This is a genomic window from Cytophaga sp. FL35, from assembly GCF_014349235.1.
Classification (GTDB): domain Bacteria; phylum Bacteroidota; class Bacteroidia; order Flavobacteriales; family Flavobacteriaceae; genus Euzebyella.
In genome coordinates, this window is the sequence record NZ_JACSOH010000005.1 from 1 (window position 1) to 22,861 (window position 22,861).

The following is a 22,861-nucleotide window of genomic DNA, read 5'->3' on the forward strand; positions in this document are numbered from 1 at the left end:
GCCGATGGTACTGCTACACCAAGTGGGAGAGTAGGTCGCCGCCTTTCTTACGAAAGCCCCTTCACATGTTGTGAAGGGGCTTTTTTTATGGGGTATACTCAAAATCATTTTCTTTCATAAACTTATATGAGCCCAATTTCTTCCCAGTTTACTGTACGAATACCTATTTCAACATAAAATAATTTATTCGTTATATAAAAAATATAACAAAGTGTAATATTTTTTGTGCGAGTGTTTTATTTTTATACCAAACCAAGGCCAATGAAAAATACCCTATCAACACTAATTCTTATCTTTTTCCTTTCTGCATGTACAGAGCCAGAAAAGGTAACTAAGAAAGGTACGGACAATGCTGGAGAGCTAACCATTCCTTTTACCACTATTAACGTAAGTGATTTAAATACGTTCCAATCCACTTCCAATAATTGGCAAATTGTTGGAGATGTATATGTCGATCGATTTAAAGAAAAGGTTATCCATTCAGAAGAGGGAACTGGCGTGTTATTAAATAATCCTACCAATGACTCGAAAAATCATTTGATTACAAACTTTGAACATGGTGATTTGGAATTGGAAATGGATGTTATGATTCCTAGTAACTCTAATTCCGGTATTTATTTTCAAGGAAGATATGAAGTTCAATTGTTCGATAGTTGGGGAATGGATCATCCAACCTATACAGATATGGGGGGTATTTATCAAAGATGGGACGAAAATCGTACTGGGGAAGATAAAGGTTTTGATGGGCATTCGCCTAAAGAAAATGCGGCTAAAGCTCCCGGGTTATGGCAACACCTAAGAGTAATTTTTCAAGCTCCTAAGTTTGACCAGTCAGGAAACAAAATATCAAATGCAGCATTTGAAGAAATATGGTTAAACGATGTACTGATTCATGAGGATGTGGAGCTTTCTGGGCCTACCAGATCCGGATTGTCAAATGAAGAGGTTGAAAAAGGGCCATTGATGATTCAAGGAGACCATGGTCCTGTTGCCCTCCGGAATTTAAAGTATAAATTGTATGGTGATGACCAGTTAGCCCTATCCAATCTGAACGTAATTGAATATGATTACAAGGGTGGTCATATACCTAACTTAGATACAATCCCTGTATTAAGGAAATTGGCTATAGACAGTGTTAGTTCTTCTGTTATAACTGAAAATAGGGTTTTTAGGTTATTAAAGTATACCGGCGATTTAATAGTTCCTAAGACCGGGGAATATTTATTTGAAACAAAATTTCATAGCGCAGGTGGCGCTTTGTTAATTGATGATGATACCATAGTTGTGCAGGATGGGTCGTTTGAGATAAATAACCCTGGAAGAAACATTGTTGAGTTGAAAAAAGGTAAAATTCCATTTCAGTTTATCTATAACAAAAATAATCAGTGGACTAAAGGCTTTGAGATTATTTATGAAGGACCTGGAATTCAATTTCAAAAACTAAGTGCGCCTGGTTCCTTGGTTTTCCATAAGGTAAATGATAGAGATAAGGTGGTTTTGGAAGCACAAAGTTCAGTCGTTGCCCAAAGGGGGTTTTTCATGCATAATAATATCAAACGCACACATACCATTGCGGTAGGGTCGCCAGTGGGGACGCATTTTAATTATGATTTATCCTCTGGTACATTGCTGGCGGCATGGAGTGGAGAATTTTATGATGTCACGGATATGTGGCATAATAGGGGAATTGAACAACTTGGTAAGCCATTGGGTTTTACGCTACAGTTTTCAGGTAAACCACAATTTGCAAGTTTGGAATCGGAAAAGGCCGTTTGGCCAGAAAATGACTTTGCTGCTTCCCCTCAGAATTATGATGGATATGAATTAAACGAACAAGGCTACCCTATATTTTTAAGAACTATTTCAGGAGCACAATTATTGGATAAATTGGAACCGATTGATACCTATCGGGGTTTGAATCGTAAAATCACTAAAAAGGGAGATAAACCAATCTGGCATAGATTGGCAGAAGGGGATGCTCTTAAAAAATTACCAGATGGTACTTTTCTAGTGGATGGCCCTAATTATTTTATTGAAATTAAGACAGAAGGGATTATACCAACCTTACGAAATACTGAAGGTGCCGAAGAATTATTGGTAAAACTTCCAGCAGGAAATAGTTCATTAGAATATAATATCATTTGGTAAATAAGTCATGCAAATACGAAATATTTATATTTTTTTAATCACATTAATTGGAAGCTTCCAATTTGTAGTAGGTCAAACGGAAATTGCTAAGAAGGAGTCTAAATTCTATAAAATTGTGGATGTTCCAATTCCTGAAGATGTTGTTTTGGAAGTTGGGGGATTGGCTCTCACAGAGAGGGACCAATTGGGAGTTTCTACAAGAAGAGGTGAATTGTGGGTTATTGATAAGCCATATAGCAAATCTCCAAATTACTCACTTTTTGCTCAAGGTCTCCACGAAGCTTTAGGCCTCAATTATAAGGACAGAAGTTTTTTTCTTTCTCAAAGAGGGGAATTGACCAAAATAACTGATAGAAACGGTGATGGAAAGGCAGACTTTTATAAAACTATTTATGCATGGCCACTTTCGGGAAATTATCACGATTATTCCTACGGTCCCAAATTTACGGAAGATGGGGATATGTTGGTAACGCTGAATTTATCTTGGATAGGTCACGGAGCCAGTCTTGCTAAATGGAGAGGTTGGTTACTGAAAATCTCACCCGACGGAGAAATGGAACCGATTGCCACGGGCTTGCGTTCGCCTTCCGGTTTTGTCTTAAATTCCTCCGGAGACATTTTCTATTCTGAAAATCAAGGAGACTGGGTAGGTTCCGGTAGAATTACCCATTTAGAGAAAGGGGATTTTGCAGGTAATCCCGAGGGGTTGGTTTGGTCTGGGGAACCCGGTTCGCCCATTGACCTAAAAATGGAGGATATTGAGGAGCAATCCGGATTGAGCCTATATGAATATGCCAAGAAAGTTCCCGCACTAAAAGCTCCTGCTATATGGTTACCCCATACTATATTGGGTATTTCAACCTCTGATATGGTTTTTGATGAAACTGGAGGGAATTTTGGCCCGTTTAAAGATCAAATGTTTGTAGGAGATCAAGGTCATAGTAAAATTATGCGTGTCGCCATGGAAAAGGTGAACGGTGTGTATCAAGGAGCTGTATTTCCTTTTGTAGAGGGTTTTTCATCTGGAATTCTCAGAATGTTGTGGGGCAGTGATTCTAGTATGTTCGTTGGGATGACAAGTAGGGGATGGGCCTCCACAGGTAAAAAAAGTTTCGGTTTACAGCGGTTGGTTTGGACCGGTAAGGTGCCTTTTGAAATGAAAACCATAAAAGCTAAGGATGATGGATTTCTCATCGAGTTTACCAAGCCTGTAAATGCAAATCTGGCTAAAAATCTTGCTAACTTCGAAATTACCAGCTTCAATTATTTATATCATAACACCTATGGTAGCCCTATCGTTGATCAGAAAAAGGCAAAAGTAGTGGATGCTCAACTTGGTGTAGATGGTAAAAGCGTTTATTTGAAAATTGACGGTATGAGACTTGGTTTTATACATCAGATCAAATCCCCGATGATAAAATCCAATAGCGGTGAAGAGCTTTTGCATTCAACCGCCTATTATACCTTGAACGAAGTTCCTGGGGGAGATCTAAAATCTAAACCCCTAGAGGCGTTATCTGCAAATAAAGGTGTAGAACAGCCCAAAAGAAAAAATGAGATGCCGCTCACATGGGTAAATGGTCCCGATAAAAAGGTGGTAATTGGTACAGAACCCGGGTTAAAGTATAGCATTAAGGAATTACGGCTAATGAAAAAATCTAAAGTAGAAATAACCTTTACCAATAATGATGATATGCTGCATAACTTAGTGGTAACTCAAAAAGGAGAGGAATCTGTAAATGAAGTGGCTAAGTTAGCCTTGGATTTAGGTCTTGATGGGGCGGACGTTAACTATGTACCTGATTCTGATTTGGTCTTGGTACATACCGGTATTTTACAGCCGGAGGATGCAGAAACTATTTATTTGGAAGTACCCAATGCTACTGGGGAATATTGGATAGTATGTACCTTTCCTGGTCATGCCAATACCATGCGTATTAAACTGATAGTGGAAGAATAGGTGATTTATACTTCTTAAAATCTAAGAGTGGAGGCTTTGCGCATCAAAGAGGAAAAGTTTAATGCTATTTCCCATTTGATTGGGATGCTTCTGGCCTTGTGCGGGCTTATAATACTATTGTACAAGAATGATAATGAGTCGGTAATATCCATTTTTGCTATTATTGTTTACTCTTTCACTTTGATTTCTATGATGGGAGTTTCGGCTGCCTATCATTTTGTGAATAGACCAGTAATCAAGCACAAACTTCGAGTTTTAGACCATATCAATATCTATTTTTTAATTGCGGGAACGTATACCCCGGTCACCTTACTTCTACTAAATGATGGAAATGGTTTACTTATATTTTGGATTGTTTGGGGCATCGCCTTCGTAGGTACCATTTTTAAACTGTTCTATACAGGTAAGTTGGAATTCCTTTCCCTGCTGCTTTACATCATAATGGGTTGGTTAATTGTGTTGGATATTAGTAATTTAACAAACATTATGTCTTCAATGGGGCTTTGGCTATTGTTTCTTGGGGGTCTCTTTTATACCTTTGGAATCCTTTTTTATGCAATCGATAAAATTCCCTATAATCATTTTATTTGGCATCTGTTTGTATTGGCCGGAGCAATAAGTCATTGGTTGGTCATGTTTATAGATGTAGTGTGAAAAAATTTGAAATAGTATTGCGCATTTTTAAATAATGAAATTGTTGAAAAAGAGTCTTTTTAGTGTACTTCCAACTGTTTTTCTGTTGGTTGTTGCCATGAGTTGTAATGAGAATTTTGAGGAACCTACCGTATCGTTGGACGGGTATAAAGTGGAGGAAGGGTTTAATTTGGAGGTTGTTGCTTCTGAACCTTTTCTGGAAGCTCCCGTGCAAATTGACTTTGATTCCCAAGGCCGTATTTGGGCCGTTGAAATGAACGGATTTATGCGTCAACTTGATGGTGTTGGAGAAAACGCTCCAACAGGTACCATCAAAATTCTTGAAGATAGGGACAAGGATGGTGCTACAGACCATGTAAAAGTTTTTCTAGATAGTTTAGTAATGCCTAGGGCCATAAGTTTGGTCTATGGTGGAGTGCTTTATTCAGAGCCCCCCAACCTATGGTTTGTTGAAGTTGATGAAGATGATAAGCCTGTGAATAGGGTGCTGGTAGATTCTTTGTACGCTTTGGAAGGTAATCCGGAGTATCAACCAAACGGACTACACCTTAACGTAGATAATTGGATTTACAATGCCGGTAGCCATTTTAGGTACCAAAGAAAAAACGGGGAATGGATAAAGGAACCTACCACTTACAGGGGGCAATGGGGAATAACCCACGATAATTCCGGAAGATTGTATTACAATAATAACTCTACACAACTTTTAGGAGACTATATCCTACCCAATAGGTTGGTACGTAACGAGTTTTTAATTCCTAACAAAGGGGTCAATCAAAAGTTAACTTCGGACCAAAGAGTCTATCCTTTGCATGCTGCAAGGGTAAACAGGGGCTATGTAGATGGGGTTTTGAACAGTGACAGTTTGTTACTGGAAGTTACCGCGGCATGTGCTCCGTTTATTTATAGGGGAGGGACGTTTCCTGAAGGCTATGATGAAAATGCATTTGTGTGTATACCAGAAATTAATGCGATAAAAAGAAATATACTGGACTTTAATGGTGATAGCGTTGAGGCGCATCAAGCTTGGGAAGGGAAGGAGTTTTTGGCGAGTACAGATGAGGGTTTTAGACCGGTGTACCTTACCTCGGGTCCGGATGGCAGTATGTATGTGGTAGATATGCATAGAGGGGTAATTCAGCATCAAGCGTTTTTGAGTCCATACCTGAAGAAAAGAGCTATGGAAGCCCAACTTGATACAATCATTAATTCAGGTAGGATTCTTAAAGTTAGCAACCAATCCCAAGAAAATAAGCCGTTTCCTAAATTAGACGAAATGGGAGCGAATGAGTTGGTTCAATTGCTGTCCAGCCCCAATGGGTATCTAAGAGATCAAGCGCAGCACCGCTTGGTATATAAAAAATTGACCGGGGCACTCCCATCCTTATTGGAACTGGCCAATGAGGACGAAAATCCCATAGCTCAAATACATGCATTAAATACCCTGAACGGACTAGAGCAAGGTCTGGATGCCAATATGTTGATTAAAGTGGCAGAAAACAGTTCGCCGGAAGTGGTGGCCCATGCGATTGTTTTGTTGGAGGGATTTATAGGCAATTCGGATATTGATAAAGTTAAAAGTCTCTTTCTTAAATTATTCAATAAGAATGACAGGGGCATTGATTTGTATTTGGCCAGTACTATTGGAGTTTGGGCCAATGGTAATTCTGAGACATTTACTCCTATTTTACAGGAATTGAAAACCAGATACCCACTCAATCAGGTTATTCAAGAAGCACTGGTAAGTGGAATGGGCAATCTCAATGAACAAAATAGGGAAGAGTTAGCTCTTAGTGAAAAGGACTCTTTATTGGTACAAAACCTCGAGAAGAATTTTGAACGCAAAACTGCAAATAAGAAAAACCCTATATATGTTAGAAACGGTTCTGGACAGGATTCAAGGACTAAAGGGGCTAAATTATATAGGCAAATTTGCGCAGCTTGTCATCAAGCGGATGGGACTGGTGCCGAGGGTTTGGCTCCACCATTGGTGGATTCGGAACATGTGCTTCCTTCAGAAAAGCTGGGACTCATCATATTACATGGATTAAGAGGACCAATAGAAGTGAACGGAACCTTGTATGATATGAATCATGCCATGCCGGGATTAAATTCGAATGAAACATTGAGCGACAAAGACATTTCTGCCTTAGTTTCCTATGTAACCAATGCCTTTTCCAAGTATCCAAAGGGATTGAGTGATAAAAAGGTAAAGGAACTAAGAGATGTGGCCCCCAAGGAGGGAGGAGGATTTACCATTGAAGAATTGGATGAAACAATAAAAACGATGAAATAAAAAATGGCCGACTTATGTCGGCCATTTTTTATTAATCATCTTCCAAGGTTTTATTTACCAATGGGGCTGTCATCACATTCTAAATCGCCAGTAACATATTGCATCCCGTCCAGTAGAAATTGTAAAAACTCCGGGTTGTCCAAGGTCTGGGCGTTATGGGAAGGCGAACTATAAAAAACCCTTCCTTTACCATGTCTTTTAATCCAAGAAACATAGCTAATACTAGCTTCGGGCTCTTTTTTAAGTCCTTCAAGCTTTGTGACATCTATATATAATAACGGTCTAAAATTATAGTCTGAATACGCATTATTGAAAAAGTATGGTTCATCTACATGCGTAAATCCATTGCCCGAAAATGCCTGCACCAAAGGGTGCTTGTCATTTACTTCCATTACGTGCATTTCTTGCTGTTTTGGATGATAATCAAAGCTGCCTCCTGTCATTTTACTAAACTCTTCAGAGTTGTTCTGTACGGTGATAGCCCCGTGTAGAATCATTAAGCCACCACCTTCGGATATATATTCCATAAAACCTTTTTGATATTCATTGGCTAGAACGACAATTTTTTCATCGGAAAGGTTGGAGTTTTTTTGAAGTAAATCCCAGAATAAATCACGTTTGGGTCCGGCCGGGTTGCAGTTATTAAAAACCACCGCATCATAGTTTTTAAGATTTTCTTTTTTAAAACTATCAATATCATAGGAGTTGGTGACCTCAAATGCACCCGATTTTCTTCCTAAAATTTTCAGCATTTCTATATTGTGCGGAGCAGTCCAGTGATAAAAACCGGTGTGTTGCGAGAATACCAGAATTTTTCTCGTAGGGGCCTCAATTCTTGCACTATTAGGAGCTAATTTTTCAATTTTAGTTACCCACTCATCATTGGGGTCAAAGGAATCCAGGCTCTGGGCGGAGAGATTAAAGGCAGTCAATAAAAGAATTAAACTTATTTTAGTTTTCATTGGTTGTTTTTAGAATTTATTTTTGGGAAGATTCCCTAATAATGAGACGATGTTTTAATATAATTTGATCGGCAGTTTCAATATTTATGGAACCGTTTAAATGGCTAAGAATGCTTTGCCCTGCTAATTTACCCATTTTATATCCCGGATATTCAATAGTGGAAAGTTCTGGGGTGATGACCTGTGCCACTGGGTCATTATTAAATCCAACTACCTTGATGTCATTGGGTACATTATAACCGTTACTCCGTAATTCTTTGATTATATAAACCGCTAAAGAATCACTGGAGACGAAAATTCCATCAATGGGAATTTCTGATTTTTTGATATAATCTATAACTTTTTTGGTTTCTGGAGGGGAGAAATTATCTACCTGAATAACTCGCTCTCTAAAATTCTGGCCAGCATCCTTCAAGGCCTTTCGGTACCCTGCATATCTAAGCTTATAAACACTTCGGTTAAGACCGGAAGATACATGGATTACATGCTTACAACCTTGTTGTATGAGGTGTTCCGTAGCTTGGTAACCTGCCGCCTCGTTATCGATTATTATGGTAGGGCAGTTAGGTAAATCAATAACCCTATCAAAAAAAAGTAACGGTATTTTACGATCCGTGAATATGGAAAAGTGGTCATAGTTCATGGTCTCGTTCGCCAATGACACCAATAACGCATCTACACCGCTTTCAAACAGAGTCTTCGTATTGAACTTTTCTTTTTCTTCCAGTTCCAGTGACTGGCTAATGACCAAATTATACCCTGCATTATTGGCAATAGTTTCAATGCCGGACAAAACTGTGGACATAAAATCTGAATTCAATCTAGGAACTATAACTCCAATGGTATTGGACTTTTGAAGACTTAGGTTAGAAGCAAATTTATTGATTCTATAACCTGTTTCTTTTGCAGCCTCAAGAACCTTTTTTTTGGTTTTTTCACTAATGGATGGGTGGTCATTTAGGCTTCGACTAACAGTCGCGGGCGAAATTCCTAGGCTTTCGGCTATATCGTATATGGTCGTTTTTTTGGACACTGAAATCTATGCAATAAATTACGCAACAAGTATACAGAATATTTTCAGAACTGGATAATGTTGAATGTTATAAGTTCCAAAGGAGTGAGGCTAACTAAATTCCAGATTTTTTTGAGAGATTTGGATTATAGACTTGTTTTTCTTTACGTATTGAGGTATCTCATTAAAGTAATTTATGTAACCGGTTGCGTAATTGGTTATATTTTTTAGTTTTGCTAAATAACTAAGTTATTGTCCTTTACCTTGAGGTTATTTCAATAAGAAAGAAAATGTATAATACGCTAACATTAATAAGAACTTATTTAGAAAAGTTTATTCTATATTTCCTTGCAACTATTGTTTTTCTTTCAGCATCTTGCGAAAAAGAAAAGTCTTTAGTGTTCACAGTTGCAAAAGGCAATGGAATTCCTTTAAACCAACCTCGGTTTGTAGAAGAAAATGAACTCAAAGCCAAGGGATTGGAATTGGATAGTTCATTGGTTTTGGTAACAGCAAACGGTAATGAATTACCTTACCAAAAAGATGATGGTAAATTATGGTTTATTGCTGGAAAAGGTGATGTAAGCTCCTTTAAATTTATCAATAAACAGGGTACGCTTCCAAAAGGTAATCCTTTTAATGTTGAAAAGGAGTCCGGAGATTTGACCGTTCAATTGAATGGAAAGTCGGCCGTATCTTATAGATATGGAATGACATATCCACCAGGGGGTGTAGATTCCCTTTATAAAAAATCTGGCTACGTTCACCCAATTATCACTCCTAAAGGCGACACCTTGACCAGGATCCAACCTGAGGATCATTACCATCATTACGGTCTTTGGGGTCCTTGGACACACACGCAGGTTGATGGGCAACGCGTAGATTTTTGGAACCTCAAGGAAGGAATGGGCACCGTTCTTTTTAAAGATTTTAAAGGGGATACTTCGGGCAAGTTGTTTTCCTCTTTTACCGCGACCCAAGAGCATATTGACTTTAAAACCCAAGAAAAGCCTCAAATCGCCTTGAATGAGGATGTAACGATAAAGATTTGGGATATCAATAGACCGGACCGGTATATGTTCGATTATATCACTAACTTTAGTTCCCCCTTAAAAAAAGGCATCCTCTTTGAGGCATACCGTTACGGAGGTGGATTGGGCCTAAGGTTTCATGAACGTTTAAAAGCTGATAATTGCACAGTACTTACGTCAGAAGGAAATGATCGTGCTTCGGCAGATGGCACCAACGCAAAATGGTGTATTGTAACTGGGGAATCAACGGATGGAAAAGGTACCAGTGGTATATTGTTTCTAAGTCATCCAACCAACAGGAACCATCCGGAGCCTATGCGAATTTGGCCTTTGGATGCCAATGGAGGAAGAGGCGATATGTTTTTTGAATTTTGCCCTATACGCCACGAAGAATGGAAAATTGAACCTAACCAACAATACGGGTTAACCTATAGAATGATAGTCTTTGATGGGGAGTTAACCGCCCAAGAGGCAGAAACATACTGGCAACATTTTGCCAATGAACCACAAATTGAAGTAACCAAGAATTAAATATAAAGAAGAATGCAACGTAGAAAATTCATTAACAGAACCGCATTGGGTACCGCCGCAATGGTGGGTTTTCCAACTATTGTTCCCGCAAACGTTTTAGGAAAAGATGCGCCTAGTAATAAGATAAACATTGGTCAAATAGGATGCGGCCGTATTGCCCGTAGCCATGATATTCACGATACCATTAGATTTGATCAAACCAAGTATATAGCTGTATGTGATGTAGATTCCAAACGTGCGGACGATGCCAAAGTTTTGGTAGATTCTTTTTATCAAAAGAAACTTGATAAAAAGAAGTACAATAGCACTAGAGTGTACGAGGATTATAAGGAAATGTTGATGGACAAGGATATTGATGCAGTTGTTATCAGTACTCCAGACCACTGGCACTCCCAACCGGCAATGGAAGCGGCTTATGCCGGTAAGGATATTTATCTTCAAAAACCCACTTCGTTGACGGTTAGGGAAGGTCAGCAATTACGAAAGGCCGTACAAGATACGGGTGTTATTCTTCAAGTTGGTACCCAGCAAAGGGCCATGCCACAATTTAGGGTTGCAGCAGAGTTAGTAAGAAATGGACGTATTGGAAAGATACATACCGTAAAAATAGGGTTACCGGGCGACCCTGCCGGTCCAGAGGCTCCTGCAATGCCGGTACCGGAAAACCTAAATTTTGATATGTGGTTGGGTTCTACCCCAGAAGTACCCTATACGGAAATCGGGGTACATCCACAAGATGGGTATAGTAGGCCGGGTTGGTTGAGAATTAGGAATTACGGTGCGGGAATGATCACTGGATGGGGCCAACACCATTATGATTCGGCTGCTTGGGGGATGAATACGGAATTAACAGGACCAAAATCGGTAGAGGCGCTTGCCGAATTTCCAAAATCAGGTCTGTGGAACGTTCATGGAGATTTCTTTGTAAAGCATGAATATGATAACGGAATGACTGTTTATACCAGTGGAGGTTATACCAATGGAATTAAATACATTGGCGAAGATGGTTGGATTTTTGTTTCTCGTGGAGATTATCAAGCTTCGGCTTCCGATCCCGTGGATAAGGAAAAAAGTTCTAAGGCTTTAAATGCCTCGGACCCCAAAATATTGGAATCCGTAATAGGTGGGAACGAAATCCACCTAGAAAAAATAGACGATCAACATGGTAACTGGTTGGATTGTATAAAAACAAGAAAACAACCAATATCAGATATAGAGAAAGGGCATAAGGCATGTGTAATTTGCTTGATAAGTGATATAGCCATGCAATTTGACCGAAAATTGGAATGGGATCCCGAAAAAGAGGAATTCATTAATGACGATGAAGCCAACGCCATGCTACGTAGGGAGCAAAGAAAACCCTATGGTACAGATTATGTACAGGCCTAAAATTAATTTTATGATTTATAAAACACCTCCCAGTTCACGGAGGTGTTTTATTTTTAAACGTACCTTTGAAAGTAATTCAAAAAACACTGAAAATTACATATACTAATGAAGCAATTCGCATCTCTTTTATGCGCGGTAATTCTATTTTCCTGTGCCGAAGAAAAGAAAACTCAAGAACCTAGTAATAAAGAATTATCCAGCAAAGTGAAATTAATGACATTGGATCCAGGGCATTTTCATGCGGCTTTGGTACATAAGAAAATGTATCCCCAAGTAGATTCTACCATTTACCTGTTTGCTCCGGAAGGACCGGAGGTCAACGACTTTTTAAGTAAAATAGAAGCTTATAATACGAGGGACGAAGCTCCTACTCAATGGACTGTAGAAAGCAAATTTGGACAGGATTATTTGGAGCAGATGATAGCCGATAAACCCGGAAACGTTATGATAGTTGCCGGAAAGAACTCTAAAAAAATCGATTATGTGCTAGCCGCGGTAAAGGCAGGTTTAAATGTATATGCAGATAAGCCATTGGTGATCAATCCAGAAGGTTTTGGAAAACTAAAGGAGGCCTTTAAGGTTGCCAAGGAGAACAATGTGCTCATATATGATATTATGACGGAGCGTTTTGAATCTACTACCATGATGCAAAAATTACTTTCTACCATGCCCGGTATTTTTGGTGAACTAACAGATGGAACCGTGGAGGAACCGGCTATTAGTAAGGAAAGTGTGCATCATTTTTTTAAATATGTGAGTGGTAATCCCTTAGTGAGACCGGCCTGGTTTTTTGATGTAAACGAAGAAGGGGAAGGTATCGTGGATGTGACCACACATTTGGTAGATTTGGTACAGTGGGAGGCTTTTCCGGGCGAGATAATAGATACTGCCAACGTTGAAATGGTCAAGGCCAAAAGATGGCCAACCATTTTATCTCCGGAGGAATTCAATAAGGTGACCGGATTGGAAGAATACCCAGAATACTTAAGTAAGGATTTAAAAGATGACGACCTTCATGTTTTTGCCAATGGTGAAATGGTATATAAAATAAACGGGAAGTTTGCCAAGGTTTCCGTTATCTGGAACTATCAGGCTCCAGAAGGAACTGGGGACACGCACTATAGTATTATGCGAGGTACCAAAAGTGATTTGATTATCAAGCAAGGCGAAGCGGAAGGTTATAAACCTATTCTTTACGTAGAGCCAAAAGAGGCAGAAGGATTTGAAGAGATTTTAAATGAGGCTGTTAATGGTAAAGTACAGGATGAATTTGCGGGAACCAGTGTCGAAAAAATGGAAGATGGTACTTTTAAAATTGCAATCCCAGAGGAATTTAAAATTGGTCATGAAGCCCATTTTGGACAAGTAACGGAAAACTTCTTGAAATACTATGAGGCTGGAAAACTTCCGGAGTGGGAGGTTCCTAATATGATATCTAAGTATTACACCACCATAGAAGGGTACAAAATGACCCAAGAATAGGTTTAAGAGCTTAAAATTTCCTTGAAATCTGTAAAAAAAGTTTCAAGGTGCAACATAGATACACTTAAAAACACCATGGTTTCTTGCCAGGTGTTTTTATTGTGTATGGAAACATTTTCCTTCATCACAAACACTCTGGAGATTTCCTTTCCGTTCTCTAGAAAATAAATGTCTTCAAATTGGGCGTTGGGCAAATAGTCTTCTGAAGTTAAGAGGGACCTTAGGGATTGTATTTTTTCCCAAAGTTCTATGCGTCTTTCAAGGTCATCGGTTTCTACATCCAATAGAACCATCGCCTTCTTTGTGTCAAAATGAAATTTAAGGCTCAGTCCTTTTATTTTTGTATTGTATAAGATCCATTTTTTTGGATATGACTTTCCAAAAGCAATCCAAAACTCTTCTCTTAATTTTTTTGACTCCTCCCTGCTGAACATTTAGATGAAATAAGCGAATAGAATTCCTAAAATTATAACAAAGATTTTCCTTAGGTTAAATGAATGGCCTTCAGAGCTTTCGAAAAGAATAACGGTAGAAATATGCAAAAACACCCCAATGACCAAAGCGGTTATAGGAACGTAAAACTCCCGTACCCAATTGGCGTTGGAAGCAATAAAACTTCCTAAAGGTGTCATTAAAGAAAATAGTCCTACAAATAATAATGCCTTCTGGAAAGCTATTTTAGAGTTGAGCAAAAAGATACTTAATATGATGGCAATAGGTATTTTATGGATCAAAACGCCATAAAGCATCGTATGGTGATGACCAATGGGAAAACCCTCCAAAAAGGAGTGGATACACAAACTTAAAAATATGGACCAGGGAAAACCACTTTTTTCATGATTGATGTGTACATGGCCGTGTTCCGCACCCTTGCTAAAAAACTCAAGAAAAATTTGTAAAAGTATGCCTAGCATTACAAAAACACCCACCGTTTTGGAATCTGTTTTTTCGTAAACGGATGGAAACAGTTCAAAAATGGTCAAAGCGAGCAAAAAGGCTCCGCTAAAGGCCAATACCAGCTTAAAATGATTTTTGTTGGCAGGTTTAACCGTATAAACAAAGACAAAGCTTAATAGGACTCCAAGTATTAAAAGTAGGTAGGTCATGAATTTTGATGCGGACGGGATAATGTATCGAATGCTCTTGGTCGGTATGAGGGAGAAAAACTTTCTTACCTCCCGAGGTGTACGAAATAGCCCAAAATCTTAAGGTTTGGGCCAAAATTAACCTATTTTTGCAACTTTCATGTCGTTTTTATGAGTGCAAATTTTAAAATGGTGGCCAAGACTTTATTTGGCCTAGAGGAAATACTAGCTAAGGAAATACGGAATATAGGTGGTGGTAACGTTGCCATTGGAACTAGAAGCGTCTCATTTGAGGGAGATACCGGCTTTATGTACAAGGCCAATCTGTGCCTAAGAACGGCCATGAAAATTATAAAACCCATCCATTCGTTCCCGGTGAGGTCTGAGAAAGAGCTTTATCAGCGAGTTTATGCCATGGACTGGGAAGAATACCTATCGGTAGATACAACTTTTGCTATAGATTCAACCGTACATTCAGATAATTTTTCACATTCTCTATATGTGTCCCAAAAAGTGAAAGATGCCATTGTGGACAAGTTTAGGGATACGGAGGGCAAGCGCCCCAGTGTGGATGTAAAGTTCCCGGACGTACGTATCAATATCCATATTCATAAGGACTTTTGCAATGTATCCTTGGATAGTTCCGGAAGGTCATTGCACCAAAGGGGATATAGGACAGCTACCAATATTGCCCCCATTAACGAAGTGCTTGCAGCGGGATTGTTATTACTTAGTGGATGGGACGGCCAATCTGATTTTCTGGACCCTATGTGCGGTAGCGGAACTATGTTAACGGAGGCGGCCATGATCGCTTGTAACATACCGGTAAATATTAATAGGAAGGAGTTTGCCTTTGAAAAATGGAAAGATTTTGATGAGGAGCTCTTTAATAAGATTGTTGAGGTCTGCCTAAACAAAACAAGGGAGTTCCACCATAAAATAGTGGGCTATGATAAGGCGCCTTCGGCTATTAGAAAAAGCTTGGAGAATATAAAGAATGCCAACTTATCCGAATATATAACCGTTGAAAGAAAAAATTTCTTTGAGACGGAGAAGTTTAATGATGGCCCCTTGCACATGGTTTTTAACCCTCCGTATGGGGAACGTTTAAATCGGAGGGACTTGGATTCCGATTTTGATGTGGAAGCCTTTTATGCCGATATTGGTGATACCCTTAAAAGGGAATATCCGGGCACTATTGCTTGGTTTATCACCTCCAACCTTGAGGCTTTAAAACATGTTGGATTACGGCCTTCCAGAAAAATCAAGGTTTATAACAGTCATCTAGAGTCTAGATTGGTGAAGTATGAAATGTACGAAGGCAGCAAAAAAGCAAAATATCAGTCCAAATAGGGCTGTACTTTTTCCAATTTACATCTATTTGTCTTTAGGTACGGGCTTTTTATCCGCAGGGCGGTTTGCTTTCTTGTAGAGGGGAATTAAATAGGAAATAGAGTAATTGTAACCTACGCCAAAACGACTTCCATCCGTAACTTTATTGAAGCCTGGTATAAATAGGTTCTTAAAATTATCGGGATCCTTATTGGTAACTAAAAATCCCAGCCTTGCACTGGCCCCCAAATATAGGTTTTTGAACAATTCCGCCTTTATACCAACTACAAACTCTAGCCAGGAGGCATTGAGATTACCAAATTTGCCAATTTGTTCCGATCCGGGTGTAAAATCATTAGGGCTCCAATAGCGGTCCGTATTGAAAATTTTATAGTTGTTGAGGGTCTGGCTAAAAGTACTAAATGCATAGCGACCGCCAATATATATCATATTTTGCTCTCCGTACCAGTTGCCGTAAGTGTTGTAGTCAATTCCTAGCTTTAGATAACTTCCAGAAGCGGTAAAATCATAAAGGTCACCTGAGATATCCTCAATGGTACTGCCCAATGGCACGCCTATGGTTTTTTTCTCATTGCCCAGTTCCGCTGCCAAATATAACTTTTGGGTTAAGCGATAGTCCGCTACCACTTCAAGTCCCGTATAGTTTTCCTCCAAGAAAGAGATGAGGGGTCTGCTTAAATCTACCCCAACCCGTAACCCATAGGATTGTTTGTAGGTCACCGTGTCCTTTTTGTTGAGGTCTATAGGTTTCTCTTGGGCATTTGTACCCAATACCCACATAACCATTATGGCGCTAATGAAGAATCTTAACATGTGCCGAGAATGTATTTTCTATAGTAGTGGTAACCAATCTTATTTCTTTGATCCAGAGACTGTCAATGGGTTCGTTTACGTTAGTAGCCAAATTATCATAATTAACAATGTAACCGCAGGCTCTAGATTGGTACAACTCCCTTGTTTCATAATTAAAAGTAAGGGTGTCTATATTTTTATCATCAATTGATGTTTGCCTAGAAAGTATAAATGAGGTGGTATTGGAGTCTACCCGTAAAGGCAAGACAATGGAATCCAAGGAAACGTTGTCTATAGTGTCCTGTACGCCTTCGGGCAAAAGTCCGCTAACAATCAGATTTTGAGCCTCCTTTGTTTGCGTCGTATCTATAATGTCATAAAATCGAATGACCAGATTTGGAGTATCGGCATCTACACAGATGTCATCTTTTTCGCAGGCAGCGAAGGATAGGATGCCTGCGCAAAGTAAGACTACGATTCTTAATTTATTCATTAGGCTGAATCTTTTCTAAAAGTACAACATTTTCCACATGATGCGTTTGTGGGAACATGTCTACCGGTTGCACCTTGGTAACTTTATAAACTTCCTTCATCATTTCCAAATCCCTTGCCTGTGTTGCACTATTACAGCTTACATACACCACTTTGTTGGGGGCAATGTTCAATATTTGCTGTACTACATCTTTGTGCATACCATCTCTTGGGGGATCGGTAATAATGACATCAGGAACGCCGTTTTGCGCTATAAACGTCTCATTGAATACGTTTTTCATATCGCCCACAAAGAAATCTACATTTTCAATGTTATTTCTTACGGCATTGGCCTTGGCATCTGCTATGGCTTCTGGAACCGACTCTATACCTATTACTTTTTTTGCTTTTTTAGAAACAAACTGTGCAATGGTCCCTGTTCCTGTATACAGATCGTATACTAATTCACTGCCCTCAAGGGCTGCAAAGTTGCGGGTAATTTTATAAAGTTCATATGCCTGCTCAGAATTTGTCTGATAAAATGATTTGGCATTGATCTTGAATTTAAGGCCCTCCATTTCCTCAAAAATATGGTCCCTACCAGAGAAACAGATAATCTCCTGATCGTAAATGGTATCGTTCTGCTTTTGGTTTATTACATAGAGCAGGGAGGTTATTTCTGGAAATTTCTCTTTTAAGTAGTCTAAGAGCAATTTTCTTTTTTCTGCATCATCCTCAAAAAACTGAACCAATACCATAATTTCCCCTGTTGAAGAAGTTCGGATCATCAGCGTTCTTAACAGCCCATGTTGGTTTCTTGGGTTAAAAAATTCCATCCCGTTCTCAATGGCAAAATTTCTGGTGGCCAAACGTATGGCATTGGAAGGGTCTTGCTGCAGATGGCATTTTTTAATGTCCAAAATCTTGTCCCACATTCCCGGAATATGAAATCCCAAGGCGTTTTTATCGTCAAACTCCTTATCGGAATTAATTTCGTCCAATGTCAACCATCTACTGTCCGAAAATGAAAATTCCATTTTGTTCCTATAGAAATACGTTTTTTGGGAACCCAGAATGGGGGTAGTTTCGGGCAATTCTAAATGCCCAATTCTTCTAAGATTGTTCTCAACCTCCTTTTGTTTATAGTACAATTGGTGCTCATAGCCCATATCCTGCCATTTACATCCGCCGCAAACCCCAAAATGCTGGCATTGGGGTTCCGTCCTTTTGTTTGAAAAGGAATGAAATTTGGTAGCCACACCCTCAAAATAGGCCTTTCTCTTTTTGGTGGTCTGCACATCTACCACATCACCGGGTACGGTATTGGTTAAGAAAATGACCCTACCGTCCGGAGCCTTGCCCACTGTTTTGCCTTTTGCACCGGCATCAATGACCTCAACATTCTCAAAAACCTTTCGCCTTCTATTCTTTCGCATGGCGCAAAAATAGAATGTTTCTGTCAATAGAAAGGGAGGTTTAAGAGATAATTAAAGTATTCAACTTTTAATCTAAGGAAGCAACACCTTCAACCTTAATTTTATAGGACTCTTCATCGATATTTTGTAATTTTACGGCTCTACAAGGATGATTTCTCTCCTACGCTGAATTTTCGTTTCGGCTCTTGCCGGTAAAATCGAAAGGATAAAGGTATAGAAGGAATTACTGAAGTTTTATTTAAAGTAATTTTTTATCATGTCAGTTTTAGAAAAAATGACTTCTCAAGATGCAATAGCATTGGAAGACAAGTACGGTGCGCACAATTACCATCCGCTACCTGTGGTACTGAGCAGGGGCGAAGGTGTTTATGTTTGGGATGTTGAAGGAAAAAGGTATTACGATTTTCTATCAGCATATTCTGCAGTAAACCAGGGCCATTGCCATCCAAAAATTGTGGAGGCCATGACCCAACAGGCCAAAACATTGACACTCACTTCTAGGGCCTTTTATAATGATATGTTGGGTACTTATGAAAAGTATGTGACTGAAACATTTGGTTTTGACAAGCTTTTGCCAATGAATACGGGTGCCGAAGCGGTTGAAACGGCTTTAAAAGTCTGTAGAAAATGGGCCTATGAAGAAAAGGGTATTCCTGAAAATGATGCTAAAATTGTTGTATGTGAAAATAACTTTCACGGACGAACAACCACCATTATTTCCTTTAGTAACGATCCCGTAGCCCGAAAAAACTTCGGTCCCTACACTACCGGATTTGTTAAAATAGCCTACGACAATCTAGAGGCGCTCGAGAAGGCATTGAGTGAAAACGATAATATAGCGGGCTTTTTGGTAGAGCCCATTCAAGGGGAAGCGGGGGTATATGTTCCGTCCGAAGGATATCTTACCAAAGCAAAAGCCTTGTGCGAAAAATATAATGTGCTATTTATTGCCGATGAGGTTCAGACGGGTATTGCCAGAACTGGAAAAATGCTGGCTGTTGACCATGAAAACGTTCAACCGGATATTTTGATCCTCGGGAAGGCGCTTTCCGGTGGTGCGTATCCTGTTTCCGCGGTATTGGCAAATGATGCTGTAATGGGTGTTATTAGGCCTGGCAACCATGGAAGTACCTTTGGCGGAAATCCCGTAGCTGCCGCTGTTGGTATGGCAGCCCTGGAAGTTGTCAAGGAAGAACAACTGGCTCAAAACGCCCATAGACTAGGGGAGCTTTTTAGGGAGAAAATGAATGCATTCATTGCAAATTGTTCCATTGTGACCAAAGTTAGGGGAAAGGGACTGTTAAATGCTATTCTGATCAATGATACGGAAGATAGTTCTACCGCTTGGGATATTTGTATGGCGCTAAAGGAAAATGGACTTTTAGCGAAACCGACGCACGGCAATATTATTCGCTTTGCCCCGCCTTTAGTTATGAATGAAGAACAATTATTGGAGTGTGTAAGTATAATTACCTCTACTTTAAAGATGTTTGACAACTAATATAGATTGTAATTGAATTAAAAAGCCCGTTCCTATCCAAGGAACGGGCTTTTTGTTGAAAAATAAAAATGTCATTATTCCAGACCTAGTCCAAAGCCGTCAGTTGTAAAGAATGCTATAATGGCTCCAAAGTACAATATAGTAAACAGTAATAGTACAATGGAAATACCTATACATATATAGGAAAGTGTTTTACCGGTTTTGGCATTTTCTATACCTGTATAGAGATTAGGATTTTCGTCATATAGCTTTTGGGCACTTTTGGCACTGTTTAGGCCAATTATCCCAAAGATAAGGGCAAAAGGACCGCAGCATACAAAAGGTGCGATAACCCCAATTATGCCCATGGTTAAGGCGGTACTGGCTCCAGGTAATTGTTGATTTTGCATTTTATTGGTTCATTAATTCTTCCATTTTTTCTTGTAATAATTCTTGATCTTGTAAAGCGTCCATTCCAAAGTAAGAAACGATACCTATGATATAAATCAAGAAAAGGGCACTTAGAACAATTCCAATAATTGCCAAAATTTTACCGGTCTTTACGTTGTTAAAGTCAGAATAGAGTTCCGGATTTTCCAAATAGATATCTTTCGCCTTTTTTGCTAAAACTAACGTTACTATACCAATTATTAGTCCTAAAATTCCGTAACAGCAGCATGTTACAATTGATAAGATTCCTAGGACAAGTATAATAGTTGCATTGGGGAGTTTTTGTTGTTCCATAATTTAGTGGGTTATATGAGTCATTTTTATAATATAGTTAGCAATAATAGTTGCTCCAGTTGCAATTCCAAGGGATAATTGGATGATATTCGAATATTTAAATTTTAAAAACTGATTTAAAATTGTAAACAGAACGAAGGGGATTAATATAAAAATAGGAGGGTACATATGAAAGGCTTCAGTGAATTCACCCTTAATTAAATAAAGTAGAGAACGCTGCATTCCACAACCTGGACAATCTATACCAAACAATTGCTTGTTTAAACAAGGCAGCATGTAATCTTCTATTCCCAGAAGAAAGGTGGTTAGTTGAAATTTCAAAACGCAATCAATTTTGTTGAGGAAAATTACCATTATTTTTGTGGATATAAAATAAAACATGACCGTTTTTAAAGTAGGGGATAACGTAGAGGTACTGGATGATGTAATTTCAGGAAGGGTAATTAAAGTGCACCCCTCTGAAATCACTATTGAGACAGATGAAGGCTTTTTTCTTGATTTTGAACCTGCCGAACTCGTTGTTGTGGAAAGCGGTGAAATAAGGGTGAGTAATTTTGAGGTCAGCCAAATGAAATCTCAAAAAGAACAACCTAAAAGAAAAAGATCAGCTTCCGTAAAACCAAAACAAAGAAACGCTCCAAAAATGGAGGTGGACCTTCATATCAATCAATTGACCAAAAATACCAAAGGCCTTAGTAATTTTGATATGCTAAATATTCAAATGGATGCGGCCAGAAGGCAGTTGGAGTTTGCCATTGGAAAGCGCATACAAAAAGTGGTTTTTATTCACGGAGTTGGAGAAGGGGTACTAAGGGAGGAACTTTATTCCCTATTTCGCAGGTATGACAATCTAAGGTATTATGATGCGGATTATAGCCAATATGGCTTGGGAGCCACTGAAGTCTATATTTTTCAGAATGGGTAACTAATTTCCAAATGTGGTATAACTTCCCATTTCTACATTTTCAATCAACGGCAGTTGAACGTCGTCCACATCATCTCCATTACCTTTTAGTTGTAGAATAAGGCTGTCTATGGTAAAATTGTGCGTGTACGTAATATTTCCGTTTTCGTCTGCCTCGCCGGCAAGTGTTTCTATTTTTAGGCTACCTCCAATGGAGTTATAATACCACGAATTGATATCTTCGGAAAGCTGCGCCGTTGAGCATGGCATATCTTCCGATATTTCCACATCGGCAACCACATATCGCAATGCTCCACCAGATATATCCACGGATCTTGGAGTGTTTTCCGTAACGGTGTTCACCAACTGATCAAAAGGAACATCAAGACTCAAAAACTCATCATTTATGGTCTTGTACAACCGTATGGTGCCTTCGATAGGGTTTTCCAGACATTCCACATAGGAATCAATATCGCTATAATTTGAAAAGGGTATTTCTAAACTCGCACTATTGGCAACGCTTGTGGTGAAGGTTCCATAATTAAAAGAAGAGGTGTCGGTAATACTTTCGCCTTGCGCATTTACCAGGGTAAGGCCGGTAATGGTAATCTGATGGCCGTAGTTCTTTACATTTCTTGCGGCCGATAATATTTTTGTTTCAATGCCCAAGGTGCCGCCAGTAGCCGTATTTTCTTCCATGACCATGGGCTCAATGGGCGGTATATTACTGCAAAAATAATCCGAAGAAACATCATCTGAAAACAAGCGGTAAGTTAGACTGGACGATGAAGGTATTGCGCTTGTAATTGTGCCCGTTTCTGAAGTCTCGTTAGCTAGTAGGCCTCCTTCCAAATCTAGAATCAGCGCTTCGTCTCCATCAATTTTAAAGAAAAATGTAGTTTCGGTGGCATCCTCTTCCTCTCCACAATTGGAAATACTAACGGAATCAAAATCAACTTGTTCTATTTGTAAATCGCCATCATCGCACGAAAAAAGTGCCAAAAGCAAACAGGAAAGCATGGTTTTCTTCATGGTCCAAATTTAAAGGAATTTAGGAACAAGTTTAAGTCCATTTAGGGAGAAATTAACTTTAATTACTCTAATTTTGCCCCCTTGTTTCATTAAAAGAAC

General features: G+C 39.1%; 21 protein-coding genes. 10 read left to right on the forward strand and 11 right to left on the reverse strand.

Annotated features, from left to right (window positions below; translation table 11 throughout):
• The first annotated feature begins 261 nt into the window (after positions 1–261).
• Genes BIZ36_RS05060 through BIZ36_RS05075 form a run of 4 tightly spaced genes read left to right on the forward strand, consistent with a single transcriptional unit; the run spans position 262 to position 7,058 of the window.
• Positions 262–2,148 (forward strand): 3-keto-alpha-glucoside-1,2-lyase-like domain-containing protein, encoded by a 1,887-nt coding sequence (locus tag BIZ36_RS05060; protein ID WP_187456791.1) that lies wholly within the window; start codon positions 262–264, stop codon positions 2,146–2,148.
• A 7-nt stretch (positions 2,149–2,155) separates the two neighbouring features.
• Positions 2,156–4,108: a sulfocyanin-like copper-binding protein gene (locus tag BIZ36_RS05065; RefSeq protein WP_187456792.1), complete on the forward strand. Its 1,953-nt coding sequence runs from the start codon at positions 2,156–2,158 to the stop codon at positions 4,106–4,108.
• A 27-nt stretch (positions 4,109–4,135) separates the two neighbouring features.
• Positions 4,136–4,762 (forward strand): PAQR family membrane homeostasis protein TrhA, encoded by a 627-nt coding sequence (trhA, locus tag BIZ36_RS05070; protein WP_222937254.1) that lies wholly within the window; start codon positions 4,136–4,138, stop codon positions 4,760–4,762.
• 34 nt (positions 4,763–4,796) lie between these two features.
• Complete coding sequence (locus tag BIZ36_RS05075) at positions 4,797–7,058, forward strand: DUF7133 domain-containing protein (protein WP_187456793.1); 2,262 nt, start codon at positions 4,797–4,799, stop codon at positions 7,056–7,058.
• A gap of 50 nt (positions 7,059–7,108) precedes the next feature.
• On the opposite strand, the gene BIZ36_RS05080 is transcribed toward BIZ36_RS05075, so the two are convergent.
• Both BIZ36_RS05080 and BIZ36_RS05085 read right to left on the reverse strand, forming a co-directional pair.
• The gene (locus tag BIZ36_RS05080) at positions 7,109–8,020 is read right to left on the reverse strand and encodes a ThuA domain-containing protein (RefSeq protein ID WP_187456794.1); all 912 of its coding nucleotides are present in this window, start codon (positions 8,018–8,020) and stop codon (positions 7,109–7,111) included.
• Between the two features lie 16 nt (positions 8,021–8,036).
• The gene (locus BIZ36_RS05085) at positions 8,037–9,053 is read right to left on the reverse strand and encodes a LacI family DNA-binding transcriptional regulator (RefSeq protein WP_187456795.1); all 1,017 of its coding nucleotides are present in this window, start codon (positions 9,051–9,053) and stop codon (positions 8,037–8,039) included.
• Positions 9,054–9,322: 269 nt separating this feature from the next.
• On the opposite strand from BIZ36_RS05085, the gene BIZ36_RS05090 reads away from it, so the two are divergent.
• From BIZ36_RS05090 to BIZ36_RS05100, 3 genes are all read left to right on the forward strand, one after another.
• Positions 9,323–10,594, forward strand: a complete 1,272-nt coding sequence (locus tag BIZ36_RS05090) for a DUF6807 domain-containing protein (RefSeq protein WP_187456796.1) — start codon at positions 9,323–9,325, stop codon at positions 10,592–10,594.
• Between the two features lie 12 nt (positions 10,595–10,606).
• Positions 10,607–11,983, forward strand: a complete 1,377-nt coding sequence (locus tag BIZ36_RS05095; protein WP_187456797.1) for a Gfo/Idh/MocA family protein — start codon at positions 10,607–10,609, stop codon at positions 11,981–11,983.
• A 105-nt stretch (positions 11,984–12,088) separates the two neighbouring features.
• Positions 12,089–13,465, forward strand: a complete 1,377-nt coding sequence (locus tag BIZ36_RS05100) for a putative oxidoreductase C-terminal domain-containing protein (protein ID WP_187456798.1) — start codon at positions 12,089–12,091, stop codon at positions 13,463–13,465.
• Between the two features lie 2 nt (positions 13,466–13,467).
• Here BIZ36_RS05100 and BIZ36_RS05105 read toward each other — a convergent pair whose 3' ends face one another.
• Positions 13,468–13,899, reverse strand: coding sequence for a DUF4268 domain-containing protein (locus tag BIZ36_RS05105; protein ID WP_187456799.1), 432 nt, complete (start codon positions 13,897–13,899; stop codon positions 13,468–13,470).
• Complete coding sequence (locus BIZ36_RS05110; RefSeq protein ID WP_187456800.1) at positions 13,900–14,571, reverse strand: ZIP family metal transporter; 672 nt, start codon at positions 14,569–14,571, stop codon at positions 13,900–13,902.
• A gap of 150 nt (positions 14,572–14,721) precedes the next feature.
• Here BIZ36_RS05110 and BIZ36_RS05115 point away from each other — a divergent pair, with 150 nt between their 5' ends.
• On the forward strand, positions 14,722–15,903 hold the full coding sequence (locus BIZ36_RS05115; RefSeq protein WP_187456801.1) for a THUMP domain-containing class I SAM-dependent RNA methyltransferase: 1,182 nt from the start codon (positions 14,722–14,724) through the stop codon (positions 15,901–15,903).
• Positions 15,904–15,927: 24 nt separating this feature from the next.
• Here BIZ36_RS05115 and BIZ36_RS05120 read toward each other — a convergent pair whose 3' ends face one another.
• Genes BIZ36_RS05120 through rlmD form a run of 3 tightly spaced genes read right to left on the reverse strand, consistent with a single transcriptional unit; the run spans position 15,928 to position 18,629 of the window.
• A complete protein-coding gene (locus tag BIZ36_RS05120) occupies positions 15,928–16,716 on the reverse strand; it encodes a DUF6048 family protein (RefSeq protein ID WP_187456802.1) in 789 nt (262 codons plus the stop codon).
• Positions 16,697–17,188, reverse strand: a complete 492-nt coding sequence (locus BIZ36_RS05125; protein WP_187456803.1) for a DUF6452 family protein — start codon at positions 17,186–17,188, stop codon at positions 16,697–16,699. The genes BIZ36_RS05120 and BIZ36_RS05125 overlap by 20 nt, the downstream gene beginning before the upstream one ends.
• Complete coding sequence (gene rlmD / locus BIZ36_RS05130) at positions 17,181–18,629, reverse strand: 23S rRNA (uracil(1939)-C(5))-methyltransferase RlmD (protein WP_353616820.1); 1,449 nt, start codon at positions 18,627–18,629, stop codon at positions 17,181–17,183. The genes BIZ36_RS05125 and rlmD overlap by 8 nt, the downstream gene beginning before the upstream one ends.
• 229 nt (positions 18,630–18,858) lie before the next feature.
• On the opposite strand from rlmD, the gene rocD reads away from it, so the two are divergent.
• Positions 18,859–20,103, forward strand: coding sequence for an ornithine--oxo-acid transaminase (gene rocD, locus BIZ36_RS05135; RefSeq protein ID WP_187456804.1), 1,245 nt, complete (start codon positions 18,859–18,861; stop codon positions 20,101–20,103).
• Between the two features lie 74 nt (positions 20,104–20,177).
• On the opposite strand, the gene BIZ36_RS05140 is transcribed toward rocD, so the two are convergent.
• From BIZ36_RS05140 to BIZ36_RS21290, 3 genes are read right to left on the reverse strand one after another with little or no spacing between them, the layout of a single operon-like run.
• Positions 20,178–20,492 carry a CCC motif membrane protein gene (locus tag BIZ36_RS05140; RefSeq protein ID WP_187456805.1) on the reverse strand — a complete coding sequence of 105 codons (315 nt, stop codon included), beginning with the start codon at positions 20,490–20,492 and terminating at the stop codon, positions 20,178–20,180.
• A 1-nt stretch (position 20,493) separates the two neighbouring features.
• A complete protein-coding gene (locus tag BIZ36_RS05145) occupies positions 20,494–20,826 on the reverse strand; it encodes a CCC motif membrane protein (RefSeq protein ID WP_187456806.1) in 333 nt (110 codons plus the stop codon).
• Positions 20,827–20,829: 3 nt separating this feature from the next.
• Positions 20,830–21,207 carry a DUF2752 domain-containing protein gene (locus tag BIZ36_RS21290; protein ID WP_353616821.1) on the reverse strand — a complete coding sequence of 126 codons (378 nt, stop codon included), beginning with the start codon at positions 21,205–21,207 and terminating at the stop codon, positions 20,830–20,832.
• Here BIZ36_RS21290 and BIZ36_RS05155 point away from each other — a divergent pair.
• Complete coding sequence (locus tag BIZ36_RS05155) at positions 21,206–21,751, forward strand: DUF8465 domain-containing protein (RefSeq protein ID WP_187456807.1); 546 nt, start codon at positions 21,206–21,208, stop codon at positions 21,749–21,751. The genes BIZ36_RS21290 and BIZ36_RS05155 overlap by 2 nt on opposite strands.
• Here BIZ36_RS05155 and BIZ36_RS05160 read toward each other — a convergent pair whose 3' ends face one another.
• Positions 21,752–22,762, reverse strand: a complete 1,011-nt coding sequence (locus BIZ36_RS05160) for a hypothetical protein (protein ID WP_187456808.1) — start codon at positions 22,760–22,762, stop codon at positions 21,752–21,754.
• Between the last annotated feature and the right edge of the window lie 99 nt (positions 22,763–22,861).

Excerpts from the sequence above, each read along its gene's own strand:
- BIZ36_RS05060 (WP_187456791.1), top strand. The coding sequence starts at position 262 with ATGAAAAATACCCTATCAACACTAATTCTTATCTTTTTCCTTTCTGCA.
- BIZ36_RS05065 (WP_187456792.1), top strand. The coding sequence starts at position 2,156 with ATGCAAATACGAAATATTTATATTTTTTTAATCACATTAATTGGAAGC.
- BIZ36_RS05075 (WP_187456793.1), top strand. The coding sequence starts at position 4,797 with ATGAAATTGTTGAAAAAGAGTCTTTTTAGTGTACTTCCAACTGTTTTT.
- BIZ36_RS05080 (WP_187456794.1), bottom strand. The coding sequence starts at position 8,020 with ATGAAAACTAAAATAAGTTTAATTCTTTTATTGACTGCCTTTAATCTC.
- BIZ36_RS05090 (WP_187456796.1), top strand. The coding sequence starts at position 9,323 with ATGTATAATACGCTAACATTAATAAGAACTTATTTAGAAAAGTTTATT.
- BIZ36_RS05095 (WP_187456797.1), top strand. The coding sequence starts at position 10,607 with ATGCAACGTAGAAAATTCATTAACAGAACCGCATTGGGTACCGCCGCA.
- BIZ36_RS05100 (WP_187456798.1), top strand. The coding sequence starts at position 12,089 with ATGAAGCAATTCGCATCTCTTTTATGCGCGGTAATTCTATTTTCCTGT.
- BIZ36_RS05105 (WP_187456799.1), bottom strand. The coding sequence starts at position 13,899 with ATGTTCAGCAGGGAGGAGTCAAAAAAATTAAGAGAAGAGTTTTGGATT.
- BIZ36_RS05110 (WP_187456800.1), bottom strand. The coding sequence starts at position 14,571 with ATGACCTACCTACTTTTAATACTTGGAGTCCTATTAAGCTTTGTCTTT.
- BIZ36_RS05115 (WP_187456801.1), top strand. The coding sequence starts at position 14,722 with ATGAGTGCAAATTTTAAAATGGTGGCCAAGACTTTATTTGGCCTAGAG.
- BIZ36_RS05120 (WP_187456802.1), bottom strand. The coding sequence starts at position 16,716 with ATGTTAAGATTCTTCATTAGCGCCATAATGGTTATGTGGGTATTGGGT.
- BIZ36_RS05125 (WP_187456803.1), bottom strand. The coding sequence starts at position 17,188 with ATGAATAAATTAAGAATCGTAGTCTTACTTTGCGCAGGCATCCTATCC.
- rocD (WP_187456804.1), top strand. The coding sequence starts at position 18,859 with ATGTCAGTTTTAGAAAAAATGACTTCTCAAGATGCAATAGCATTGGAA.
- BIZ36_RS05140 (WP_187456805.1), bottom strand. The coding sequence starts at position 20,492 with ATGCAAAATCAACAATTACCTGGAGCCAGTACCGCCTTAACCATGGGC.
- BIZ36_RS05145 (WP_187456806.1), bottom strand. The coding sequence starts at position 20,826 with ATGGAACAACAAAAACTCCCCAATGCAACTATTATACTTGTCCTAGGA.
- BIZ36_RS05155 (WP_187456807.1), top strand. The coding sequence starts at position 21,206 with ATGACCGTTTTTAAAGTAGGGGATAACGTAGAGGTACTGGATGATGTA.
- BIZ36_RS21290 (WP_353616821.1), bottom strand. The coding sequence starts at position 21,207 with ATGTTTTATTTTATATCCACAAAAATAATGGTAATTTTCCTCAACAAA.
- BIZ36_RS05160 (WP_187456808.1), bottom strand. The coding sequence starts at position 22,762 with ATGAAGAAAACCATGCTTTCCTGTTTGCTTTTGGCACTTTTTTCGTGC.